At 63.1% G+C, this 10,548-nt stretch carries 12 protein-coding genes and 1 pseudogene; 7 read left to right on the top strand and 6 right to left on the bottom strand.

Features of this window, described 5'->3' with window-relative positions; translation table 11 throughout:
• Positions 1 to 114: 114 nt before the first annotated feature.
• The 3 genes from AB7849_RS15055 (at position 115) to cydB (ending at position 4,665) form a co-directional block, all read left to right on the top strand.
• On the top strand, positions 115 to 2,088 hold the full coding sequence (locus tag AB7849_RS15055) for a heme lyase CcmF/NrfE family subunit (RefSeq protein WP_369501243.1): 1,974 nt from the start codon (positions 115 to 117) through the stop codon (positions 2,086 to 2,088).
• A gap of 113 nt (positions 2,089 to 2,201) precedes the next feature.
• Complete coding sequence (locus AB7849_RS15060) at positions 2,202 to 3,638, top strand: cytochrome ubiquinol oxidase subunit I (RefSeq protein ID WP_008211449.1); 1,437 nt, start codon at positions 2,202 to 2,204, stop codon at positions 3,636 to 3,638.
• A 1-nt stretch (position 3,639) separates the two neighbouring features.
• Entirely contained in the window at positions 3,640 to 4,665 is a 1,026-nt protein-coding gene (cydB, locus tag AB7849_RS15065) for a cytochrome d ubiquinol oxidase subunit II (RefSeq protein ID WP_369501245.1), read from the top strand.
• Positions 4,666 to 4,745: 80 nt separating this feature from the next.
• Here cydB and AB7849_RS15070 read toward each other — a convergent pair whose 3' ends face one another.
• The 6 genes and pseudogenes from AB7849_RS15070 to merR all read right to left on the bottom strand — a co-directional run bounded on the left by AB7849_RS15070 (position 4,746) and on the right by merR (position 8,872).
• Positions 4,746 to 5,444, bottom strand: coding sequence for a hypothetical protein (locus AB7849_RS15070; RefSeq protein WP_008211447.1), 699 nt, complete (start codon positions 5,442 to 5,444; stop codon positions 4,746 to 4,748).
• A 162-nt stretch (positions 5,445 to 5,606) separates the two neighbouring features.
• The gene (locus AB7849_RS15075) at positions 5,607 to 6,470 is read right to left on the bottom strand and encodes an FTR1 family iron permease (RefSeq protein WP_369501246.1); all 864 of its coding nucleotides are present in this window, start codon (positions 6,468 to 6,470) and stop codon (positions 5,607 to 5,609) included.
• Between the two features lie 4 nt (positions 6,471 to 6,474).
• Positions 6,475 to 6,807, bottom strand: coding sequence for a cupredoxin domain-containing protein (locus tag AB7849_RS15080; protein WP_008211444.1), 333 nt, complete (start codon positions 6,805 to 6,807; stop codon positions 6,475 to 6,477).
• A gap of 395 nt (positions 6,808 to 7,202) precedes the next feature.
• Complete coding sequence (locus AB7849_RS15085; RefSeq protein WP_008211442.1) at positions 7,203 to 7,484, bottom strand: DUF4158 domain-containing protein; 282 nt, start codon at positions 7,482 to 7,484, stop codon at positions 7,203 to 7,205.
• Between the two features lie 31 nt (positions 7,485 to 7,515).
• Positions 7,516 to 8,463, bottom strand: a pseudogene (locus tag AB7849_RS15090) (site-specific integrase); the annotation flags it as partial.
• A 1-nt stretch (position 8,464) separates the two neighbouring features.
• Positions 8,465 to 8,872, bottom strand: a complete 408-nt coding sequence (merR, locus tag AB7849_RS15095; RefSeq protein ID WP_008211439.1) for an Hg(II)-responsive transcriptional regulator — start codon at positions 8,870 to 8,872, stop codon at positions 8,465 to 8,467.
• Between the two features lie 65 nt (positions 8,873 to 8,937).
• Between merR and AB7849_RS15100 the strand changes: the two genes are divergently transcribed.
• The 4 genes from AB7849_RS15100 to AB7849_RS15115 all read left to right on the top strand — a co-directional run.
• Positions 8,938 to 9,537, top strand: coding sequence for a hypothetical protein (locus AB7849_RS15100; RefSeq protein WP_369501247.1), 600 nt, complete (start codon positions 8,938 to 8,940; stop codon positions 9,535 to 9,537).
• Positions 9,538 to 9,660: 123 nt separating this feature from the next.
• The gene (locus AB7849_RS15105) at positions 9,661 to 9,882 is read left to right on the top strand and encodes a (2Fe-2S)-binding protein (protein WP_008208779.1); all 222 of its coding nucleotides are present in this window, start codon (positions 9,661 to 9,663) and stop codon (positions 9,880 to 9,882) included.
• 214 nt (positions 9,883 to 10,096) lie between these two features.
• Complete coding sequence (locus tag AB7849_RS15110) at positions 10,097 to 10,381, top strand: BufA1 family periplasmic bufferin-type metallophore (RefSeq protein WP_037098559.1); 285 nt, start codon at positions 10,097 to 10,099, stop codon at positions 10,379 to 10,381.
• Between the two features lie 11 nt (positions 10,382 to 10,392).
• Positions 10,393 to 10,548: multinuclear nonheme iron-dependent oxidase (locus AB7849_RS15115; protein ID WP_369501248.1), on the top strand; the 156-nt coding region annotated here is incomplete at its 3' end.

Here is a 10,548-nt window from a genome sequence, read left to right on the forward strand (position 1 = left end):
AAATCACTAAGACTGTCATCTCTGATCGCCTTTGGTTCGCTGGATCTAGGCCATGCTGATGACCTTGTACTACATCGTTACACGTCACCCATTCCACGCACCCGGCGCGCCCGCATGATCCCCGAACTCGGCCAACTCGCACTGATCCTTGCTCTGCTGCTGGCGCTCGCGCAGGGCGTTTTGCCGCTGATCGGTGCCTGGCGCGGCAATCGCGCGCTGATGGCGGTGGCGCGCCCTGCGGCGGCGGGCCAGGCGGTATTCGTGGCGATGGCGTTCGGCATCCTGGTGTGGGCGTTCCTGCATTTCGACTTCTCGGTGCGCTACGTCGCCGAGAACTCGAACCTGGAGCTGCCGTGGTATTACCGCATCGCGGCGGTGTGGGGCGCGCACGAGGGTTCGCTGCTGCTGTGGATCCTGATCCTCAACGTGTGGACGGTGGCGCTGGCGGCGTTCAGCACCAAGCTGCCCGAGGTGTTCGCCGCGCGCGTGATGGCGGTGATGGGCCTGATTGCGGTGGGCTTTCTCGCCTTCACCATCTTCACCTCCGATCCGTTCGGGCGGCTGCTGCCGATGCCCGGCGACGGCGCGGACCTGAACCCGGTACTGCAGGACCCCGGCATGACCTTCCACCCGCCGGTGCTGTACATGGGCTACGTCGGTTTCTCGGTGGCGTTCGCGTTCTCGATCGCCGGACTGCTCGGCGGCGAGATGGAGCAGGCCTGGGTGCGCTGGGCGCGGCCGTGGACGAATATCGCGTGGGGCTTTCTCACCTGCGGCATCGTGGCCGGCAGCTGGTGGGCCTACGCGGAGCTGGGCTGGGGCGGCTGGTGGTTCTGGGACCCGGTGGAAAATGCCAGCTTCATGCCGTGGCTGGTGGGGCTGGCGCTGATCCACGCGCAGGCGGTCACCGAGAAGCGCGGCAGCCTGCGCGCGTGGACGATACTGCTATCGATCTTCGCGTTTTCGCTGAGCCTGCTGGGCACGTTCCTGGTGCGTTCGGGCGTGCTCACCTCGGTGCACGCGTTTGCCTCGGACCCGCGCCGCGGCGTGTTCATCCTCGCCTTCCTGACCATCGTGGTGGGCGGCTCGCTGCTGCTGTACGCGCTGCGCGCGCCGAAGGTGGCCGGCGGCAAGCCGTTTGCGCTGCTGTCGCGCGAGACCGTGCTGCTGATCGGCAACCTGATGTTTGCAGTAGCCGCCGCGATGGTGCTGCTGGGCACGCTGTTTCCGCTGATCGGCGATGCCATGCACCTGGGTCGCATCTCGGTCGGGCCGCCGTACTTCGGCTTCCTGTTTCCGCTGCTGATGCTGCCGGTGGTGCTGCTGCTGCCGTTCGGTCCGTTCCTGCGCTGGGGCAAGGGCGAGGCATCGCTGCTCAAGCCGGTGCTGCTGCGCGCCGGCATCGCCGCCGCAGCCTGCGCGATCGTGGCGGCGTTCTTCGTGGATGGCAAGCTCAAGGCGATCGCCGGCGTGGCCGCGCTGGTGTGGCTGGGCGTCGGCGTGCTGCTGTATGCGCTCAAGCGCTGGCGCGAAATGCCGCGCGGCAAGCGCTATCCGGCCGAGCTGGCCGGCATGCTGCTGGCGCACCTGGGCGTGGGCGTGTTCGTGGCCGGCGTGCTGCTGACCGAGGCGCTCGGCGTGACCAGCGACGTGCGCATGGCGCCGGGCCAGACCCAGCACATCGGCGGCTACGACTTCCGCTTCGACGGCGTGCAGCGCACCACCGGGCCCAACTGGCGCGCCGACCAGGGCACCATCACGGTGACCCGCGACGGCCACGCGGTGGCGGTGATGACGCCGCAGAAGCGCACCTACCCGCGCGGCCAGGTGCAGACCGAATCGGCGGTGGACGCCGGCTTCTTCCGCGACCTGTATGTGGCGCTGGGCGAGCCGATGGATGCCGGCAACATCGAGGGTGCGTGGTCGTTGCGGCTGTACTACAAACCGTTCGTGCGCTGGATCTGGGGCGGCGGCCTGCTGATGATGCTGGGCGGCTTCACCTGCGCCGCGGACAAGCGTTTCCGGCTCAAGCGGATCGCCGAAGGCGAGCCGCTCAGCGCGTTGCAGCTGCAGGAAACCCGCGCATGAACCGGCTGTAGGCCGCGAACGTCCAGGTCATCCTGCCGCGCACAGCCGGCAGCCCGACCAGCGGCAGTTTGCGCAGGCCGCCAATGATCCACTGCATCCATCGGAGGTCCGTCGTGGACTGGTTGCATGACTCGGAAATGCTTTCTCGCGTGCAGTTTGGCGTCAATGCCGTGTTCCACATCCTATGGCCACCGCTGACGATAGGTCTGGCGCTGGTGCTGCTGGGTACCGAAACGGCGTGGGTCAAGACGCGCAATGTTTTCTATTATCACCACACAAGATTCTGGACCAAGATCTTTCTGATCAACTTTGGTGTTGGCGTAGTCACCGGCATCCCGATGGAGTTTGCCTTCGGCACCAACTGGGCGCCGTTTTCCACCTCATCAGGCGACTTCATGGGCAACATCCTCGGCTTCGAAACGGCGATGGCGTTCATGCTCGAAGCGGGCTTCCTCGGCATCATGCTGTTCGGTTGGCGCCGGGTTGGCCCCAAGACGCATCTGTTTGCCACCAGCATGGTGGCGTTCGGCAGCTCGCTGTCGGCGTTCTGGATCATGGTGGCCAACTCATGGATGCAGACGCCGGCGGGCGTCAAACTGGTCAACGGCAAGTTCGTGATCACCGACTGGTTCGCGGCGGTGTTCAACCCCGACCTGCCGCACGGCTTCGGGCACATGTTCATGGCCTGCATCGAGCTGAGCCTGGTGGTGATGGCCGGCGTCAGCGCGTATTACCTGCTGGCCGGGCGGCACAAGGAATTTTTCCAGCCCGCGTTCAAGTGGGTGGTGCTGGCGTTGTTCTTCGTGGCCCCGCTGCAGATCATTATCGGTGACTCCGCCGGCGGCGCGCTGGAACAAACCCAGCCGGCCAAGCTGGCTGCCATCGAGGCCCACTGGAAGACCAATGCCGCGGGCACCAGTGCGCCGTGGGCGTTGCTCGCGTGGCCCAATCGGGCGCAGCAGAAGAACGACTGGGAAGTGAGTATTCCCGATGCGCTGAGCCTGGTGGTCACGCACACGCTGCACGGCAAGGTGATCGGCCTGGACGACATCCCGCGTGCGGATCAGCCGCCGGTGATGGTGCCGTTCTACGCATTCCGGGTGATGGTGGCGGCCGGCGTGTTTGTCGTGCTGATGGCGTTCTGGACGCTGTGGCGGCTGTGGCGCAAGCGCGAGAGCATGAGCGCCGCCCGCATCGGCGAAAACAAATGGCTGCTGCGCGGCTGGATGCTGGCCATTCCGGCGATCTATACCGCGCTGGAGGCCGGCTGGCTGACGCGCGAGGTAGGCCGCCAGCCATGGATCGCGTACGGCATGATGCGCACCAGCCAGGGCGTCAGCAAGCTTCCCGCCGACGCGGTGCTGTGGTCGCTGGTGATGTACCTGCTGTTTTACGGCGTAATCGGCTTTACCGCACTCAAGTTCATGCGACGCACGCTGCAACATGGGCCGAGTTTTGATCCACCACCGACCCTGCTCAGCTCGGTCTCAGGCCAGCAACCGCCCAAGCGCAGCGCAGCGGACAGCGCGAAACTCAAGAGAGACCATTGACATGGATTTCAGCGATCCGGCCGCCCTGCACCACGTACTGGCCACCGTATGGTTTCTGATCATCGGCCTGTTCCTGGTGTTCTACGTGATGCTCGACGGCTTTGATCTGGGTGTCGGTGTGCTCTCGCTGTTCGTCGGTGATCGCCGCCGTAAGGTGATGATGTCCAGCCTGGGGAGCATCTGGGACGCTAACGAAACCTGGCTGGTAGTGATTGGCGGCACGCTGTTTGGCGCCTTTCCGCTGGTATACGGCACCGTGCTACAGGGGCTGTACATTCCGATCATGCTGATGCTGTTGGGCTTCATGCTGCGCGGGGTGTCGTTCGAGTTTCACGAACTGTCCGAACGCAAGTCGTTCTGGGGCGCCATGTTCGGCGTCGGCAGCCTGCTGGCGGCCGTGGCGCAGGGCTTTGCGCTGGGCGGACTGCTCAACGGCGTCAAAGTGGTCAACGGTGAATTCGCCGGCGGCGTCTGGGACTGGCTGTCACCGTTCAGCGCCATTGTCGTGCTGGGTGTGGCATCCGGTTACAGCATGCTGGGCTCGGCCTATCTGATCATCAAGACCACGGGCGAGATGCAGGACGGATTCTATCGTCGCGGGCAATGGCTGGCGTGGTTGATGCTGGCGGTGGCCGGGGTAGTCACCGTGGTCACACCGCTGCACTATCCGGCCATATTCAAACGCTGGTTCAGCACGCCCGACATCTATTATTTCGCGACGCTGCCGGCCCTATCGATACTCAGTTTCTTCATGTTGCTGCGGGCACTAAAGCGTCAGTACGAACTGGCGCCGTTCGTATGGACCATGATGATTTTTCTGTTCTCGTTCGCGGGGCTGGCCGCCACCTGGTTCCCGTACATCGTGCCGGGCTACGTGACCATCGACGCGGGCGGCGCGGACAGCAGCACGCTGGTGTTCATGTTGATAGGCATCGGCATGCTGATCCCCGTGATGATTACCTACAACGTCTACCAGTACATCGTCTTTCGCGGCAAGATCGATCCCGACGCCGAGCATCTGTACTGACCGCTGACCCGATGGGCTGGCGGCGATCGCAGCGGTCGCATATAGAGGATCGACACTTATACGCCGCTATTCAATCGTGATCAGAAGAACTCGTATTCCACCTGGGCCAGCCACGTTCGCCGCGGCGCCGTGGCATTGAGACCGAGCACCACGCCGAAACGGTATTCGAGGCTGCTGGTGGTACCGGGGACATGCCATTCGCCGGCAACGATGGGACCGGCCTGATACGCACGATCCGCAGGCCGCGCATAGGCTTCGATGCCGGGGCGAAAAGCGGCGGAAACTGCATAGGTGCCCGAATAGCTGTAGCGAAACTCGTACTTGCCAGCGGCGCCCGCGCCGACCTGCTTCTCCCAGATGGCATTGAACCGGTGGGTGAACCGCCCCACCGTTTTCTCAACCAGCGGTCCAAACTCGACGGCGTCGGGTTTGCCGGCAATGATCTGGTGCTCGTACGAGGCCAGAAACCCGAAGTCGGCCCAATATTCACCCGGCTGTGTGAACTGGAACGTGTTCTCGAACTCGTAGCCCAGCAAGCGCCCGCGGCTTCCTGGTGCCCGCTCATACCGCGCAAGATAGATCTCCGGCTTCCACCAATCGGTGAACGCGTGGGAAATCGATAGTTCGGCCGCGCGGCCACCGTTGAAGTCGGCGCGTGGATCGCCATAGCTATAACCGCGCAGCTCGATCTCCGACTGGGTGGCGAGGACGTGCGGCGAATAAACGATGAAGTCGTCTGCCCGGACGACGCCAGTGGCGAGCAGGAGGATGGCCACCACGCCCAGGGTGCGTGAATGCCGAGCGCGGCCGTGACGTCGCAGGGCCGGAGATTTCCGAGCGAAGGATGTATACACGGGATGGTTCCTTGGCTGATGGTTCAAGACACACGCTCCCGTCCGGCGGCAGCTGCCGGACGGGAGCGTGCAACAAAAGGGGATGGGTTAGCGCAACGACTCGGAAGCCGGATCCGGGAGCAGTGAACGCGTCCGTGAAGAGGGGGTTGGCGCGGCGCGGTTCAGCCACTGCATGCCACCAGCCAACAGCAGCAACGTGGTCGCGTAGAAGACCAGCTGGATCCCCGCCGGGCTGGCGTCATAGCCGACGAGGATGCCCAGTGTCTGGCCGCCCAGCGAACCGTTCGACAACAGCCAGGAGGTATCCCACACCTGGGTCCCCCAGGACGGCAGCAGATCGCCCTGCACGAAGAAGCGCGCGGCTGTGGAGGCCAGCCCCGACGCCAACAACACCAGCATCCAGTTGGTGACCTGGAAGAAATGCTTCATCGGTATCCGCAACAGGCCGAAGTACAGCGCGAAACCGAGCAGCGCACCGCCGCCGACGCCCAGCGCCATGCCGCCAGTCAATCCGACCGTGCCGATGCCGCCGATCGCCATGCCATACAGAAACAGCACGATCTCCGAGCCTTCGCGCAGCACCGCAATCGCCACCACCGCCAGCAGCAGCGTCAGCGAGCTCGAGCCCGCCTTGACGGCGCTGCCGACCGCGTTCATCTGCTGCGCCAGTTCGCGACCGTGGCTGGACATCCATACCACGTGCCAGCCGATCATCAGCACGGCCGACAACAACACGCAGGCGTTGAAGACCTCCTGACCAGAACCACTCGCGAGGCGAGAGATGAGGGAAGCTCCCATCGCCACCAGCAGGGCGCCGGCGATGCCAAGCCCGATGCCCGTAGCCACATACAGCCCGCGTCGCGCCACACCGCGTGTGGCGGCACAGACAATAGAGACGATCAGTGCCGCCTCCATCACTTCACGAAACACCAGCAAGGCTACGCCAGGCATCGCGTCACTCCACGATCAGCCGGCCTTGGGCCGTGCTTTGATGGAAGTCGCCGAAGAAGCCGTAATTGCCCGCGCGCAACGGCCCGACATAGACGGTGATGCTGCTGTTCGGCAGCACGATTTTCTCGCGATTGAAATCCGTGCTCTCGAATTCTTCCGGCGTGGCGTCCTGGTTGTTCACGATGAGCCTGAACTTGGTGCCGGCCGGCACCTTGAGCTTGCTGGGCTGATAGACGTGATTCTTGATGACCAGCGTGTATTCCGGCAGGTCGTTGGCTGCCGCCGTGCCGGCGAGAGCCAGCAGCATCGGTGCCGCGACAAGAAAGGGATGCTTCATGGGAAGGGCTCCGCGGAGAGTTTGCAAACGATAACTATTCCCATTTGACATGTCAAACGTATGCTTTGATCTGGGTGGGGTAAGCCCAATCACTAGCGGCAGGTGGTGATTCCTAGCTTCGGTCAGCATCGCTCCCGAATACGGGCGACCATTGCAGACGAAAGGCCTGATTCGCCGTCGCCCTACTGCCTATCGCGTTACATCCAGCCTGGCCGCTTGCCAACAGGGATGGCACGTCACTTATTTCTGCAGCGAGGCATCGGCTCGCGTTTTCGTTGTACTGGCGTGGCGCGCGTCCTCTTCCGCATGCAAGTCCGCTTCCGTTTGCACGCGGAATTTCCCGCTGTTGACGTAGGCGATCGCGCGACGGAAGCGATGATAGGCCTCGCCGCAGTTCAGTGCTTTCTGCCCGGGAAATGCCGTGTGAGAATGTGCAGCACATCCCCACGGACGTCGTCCCGCTCAACATCGAAGAATTGCCGTTTGGCCTTGAAGTAACCCAGCTGCAGCACCAAGTACACGCCGGTCGAACCACGGAGCGCCGCGACCGCGGCCTGTTCGGAGGCATTCAGGTCGAAATACAGCAGGCGCTCGTCGTCGGTGAAACGCGGCCGTCCGTAGAGATCGTCGATCTCTTCGCTGGTCAGGATCGCCAGGCGATGGGTATTAGCCGTCATCGTGTCTCACGTGCAAGGTAACTATGTCGGCCAGCCCACGTTCTATGCGACCCTGCGCGAACGGATCGTTTCCGTCGATGTAGCGCATGGCCGAGTGCACATCTTTCCAACCGACGTATTCCATCAGCGCTTTCACATCCCAGCCGTTGGTATTGGCCCAGCCGGCAAAGCCCCGGCGCAACGAGTGACCGCTGTAGAGGTCCGGGGCGGACAGGCCAGCCAAAGTGAATAAGCGTCGCAACAGCGGAATGATGCTGTTGGCGTGTAGCGGGCGTTCCGGCACGTGTCCCCAGCGATCGACCTGGCGAAATAACGGCCCCTGGATGAGCTGCGCGGCGGCAATCCACTCCATCGTGGCCGTGACCGGGCACCAGCGCGACAGCGCCGGAACGCGAAACGTGGTGCCCGCGTGCTGACGATCGCCCTTCGTGCGTGGAAGGAAGCAGGTCATGCCCTGACCCGGCACGAGCTGAAGATGCTCGACCTGCAGGCCAATCAGCTCGTCGCTGCGGAAGCCTCGCCAGAAGCCGAGCAGAATCAGGGCGCGGTCACGCCGGTACCGAAGAGCGGCGGCACCGTCGCTCCGTCCAAGCGCACCTTCGATGACCAGGTCGAGCCAATCGACAACCTTGGCCAGTTGGGTCAGTTGCAGAGGCTCAGCCCGCTTTTCCATCGCTGGATGCAGGGCCTGGATTCCCTTGAGCACCTGTTTCACGACGGGTGCGCCAGTCGGATCGACAAAGCCCTGCGCAGTGTGCCATTGCGCAAGTGCAGCGAGGCGCTGCTTGAGCGTATTGATCGACAGCGTGCCGGCATAGGCGGCCAGATAGCGCGCCACGTTGTCGGCAGTGGCCGGCAAGTGGCCACCCCAGGTAACTTCGAAATGACGCACCGCCGACGCATAGCTGCGTCGCGTATTGGCGCGCGTGGCGGCCGCGAGGTACCGATCGATCGACGGCGGTGGCGGAGAAGCACTCATCTCAGCCACTGTGCAGTGAGGCAATCAGGGGACAGGCAATCGTGCCGTGATGCGAGTCGCACTGAGCCACCAGTCGGGACAGAACCGTCTCCATGCGCTTGAAGTCTTTCAGGCGCGCGCGCACGTCGACCAGATGCCGCGCGGCGAACTCCGCCGCCTCGCTGCAATGGGTGCCATCCTCCAACGTGAGCAGCTGCGCGATTTCGTCGAGGCTGAAACCCAGCCGTTGCGCGGATTTGATGAATTTCACCCGGGCGACATCCACACCACCATAACGCCGAATGCTGCCATACGGTTTATCCGGTTCCGGGAGCAGGCCCTTGCGTTGGTAGAACCGAATGGTTTCCAGGTTGACCCCGGCGGCTTTGGCAAACGAGCCAATGGTCAATGGCTCTGAACTGCTTCCCATACCGGTTGACTCCGTATATGACTACGGAAGTAGCTTACGCCCGGTTCATCCCTTTGGAGAAGCCCATGTCCGTGTCCGTTGGCATCTACTCGGTGCCGCTTGTGTGCGAGGCGGTGCCGCAGATCGGTTGCGGGTGCCTTGCCAAACCCGTTTTGGCACGCCTAGAGGTTCACCCTGATATTGCAGAGGCTTGGCTGCACCATCGCGGTGACGTGATCGCGATCAAATGGCTGCGTGAGCTTGGGGTCAACCAGCAGGTCGGTCTCCTGCGTGCTGCCCTCGGCGGTGACAGCCAGGTGGCTTTGGTAGCTGCCGCGGCGTCGTCGACGTTGCTTGCCACATTTCCGAACCCTTCGTACTGGTACCAGCGCGAGACGGTCGATCAGCTCAGTCAGGAAGAGGCGCACACCATCGCCGCCCGTCTCATCCAGCGGCTGTCGCAAGCACGCGTTCCGTTGCCCGATGGGGCTGCGCTGCAATGCGATCTCGCGTGTGCGCTGCAAGAGGTTCTTGTGGCGGACGAAGCCATGCCCATCGACGCCCGGCTTGCTCGGCTACTCGGGGTGGCGCGAAACACATTCCAGCAGCATCTCGGATCACAGGCATGGTCGCGGCTGGATGCGTGGTTGACGCCCGCTGCGCTCCTCCCCGAGGGCGCGGGTTGACGTGCCGACTTCGCGCCGTAGATCGTGGATACGACTCCGTGCTTCAGGCTAATGCGGGGCCGACGTCTGCGATCCGCTGCGTCTCAGGTTACGACAGGACGGCTCCGCCACGCGAGCTGGATCATGAATGACATTTGCGTGTGCAACAGCGTGACCGAGGAGGACATTCGCCACGCGGTGGTGGCAGGGGTGCGCAGTTTCGAAGCATTGCAGTGGCTCACCGGTTGCTCGGGTGGCTGCGGAGGCTGCGAACAGGAAGCACGCCGGCTGCTAAGCGACATCATCACGGAAATCGCATGCGCATATCCGACCTTCCATCTCATGCCGGGTCAAGATGGACAGTAGGCATCGGCCAAGGCTCCCGTGGGTCCTGGAATCCACGCTTGATGTCGTACCAAAGTACGGGAGTAGGCTCTGTACCCATAGCGGGCATTGACCGGTCGCGCGATTCGAAGATGAGGATGTCGCTGGTCGACATGGGAAATGTTTCCGCATGAGTTCCGCGTGTCACCTTCTAAGAAGGCCGGAGTGTTTCTGGCCACGTACTGGAGAGTTGAGAATGAACACCGCATCGATTCTGAAATCCGTTCTGGCGGGAGGACTCACGTTGGGTCTGACCACAGTCGCATCGGCTGCAGCCATGCAGAGCAAAACGATGTCGATGAGTCATATGGAGAAGTGCTACGGCATCAACGCGGCGCAGAAGAACGACTGCAAAGCAGCAGGCCACTCTTGCGCCGGCCAGGACACCAAAGCCCGCGATCCAAACTCTTTCGTCGCGGTACCCAAGGGCCTGTGCGAGAAGATCGACGGCGGCAAACTCGAACCGGCACTGAAGGGCTAAGCAACGCGATGATGCACGACGCGAGAACGCTCGCGGCGCGACCGATCTCGGCTCCTTCTGGAGTCGGGATCGGTCTGCGTGCGCCACACCTGCAGCGGGTGTTGAGCGAACGTCCGCGCGTGGCGTGGTTCGAGGTGCACAGTGAGAATTTGTTTGCCGACGGCGGA

It is taken from the genome of Rhodanobacter sp. FW021-MT20 (assembly GCF_041107475.1).
Taxonomy (GTDB): Bacteria; Pseudomonadota; Gammaproteobacteria; order Xanthomonadales; family Rhodanobacteraceae; genus Rhodanobacter_A; species Rhodanobacter_A glycinis.

What these genes read in the sequence shown, in the direction of transcription:
- AB7849_RS15055 (WP_369501243.1), top strand. Translation starts at nt 115, where the DNA reads ATGATCCCCGAACTCGGCCAACTCGCACTGATCCTTGCTCTGCTGCTG.
- cydB (WP_369501245.1), top strand. Translation starts at nt 3,640, where the DNA reads ATGGATTTCAGCGATCCGGCCGCCCTGCACCACGTACTGGCCACCGTA.
- AB7849_RS15075 (WP_369501246.1), bottom strand. Translation starts at nt 6,470, where the DNA reads ATGCCTGGCGTAGCCTTGCTGGTGTTTCGTGAAGTGATGGAGGCGGCA.
- AB7849_RS15080 (WP_008211444.1), bottom strand. Translation starts at nt 6,807, where the DNA reads ATGAAGCATCCCTTTCTTGTCGCGGCACCGATGCTGCTGGCTCTCGCC.
- AB7849_RS15085 (WP_008211442.1), bottom strand. Translation starts at nt 7,484, where the DNA reads ATGACGGCTAATACCCATCGCCTGGCGATCCTGACCAGCGAAGAGATC.
- merR (WP_008211439.1), bottom strand. Translation starts at nt 8,872, where the DNA reads ATGGGAAGCAGTTCAGAGCCATTGACCATTGGCTCGTTTGCCAAAGCC.
- AB7849_RS15100 (WP_369501247.1), top strand. Translation starts at nt 8,938, where the DNA reads ATGTCCGTGTCCGTTGGCATCTACTCGGTGCCGCTTGTGTGCGAGGCG.
- AB7849_RS15105 (WP_008208779.1), top strand. Translation starts at nt 9,661, where the DNA reads ATGAATGACATTTGCGTGTGCAACAGCGTGACCGAGGAGGACATTCGC.
- AB7849_RS15110 (WP_037098559.1), top strand. Translation starts at nt 10,097, where the DNA reads ATGAACACCGCATCGATTCTGAAATCCGTTCTGGCGGGAGGACTCACG.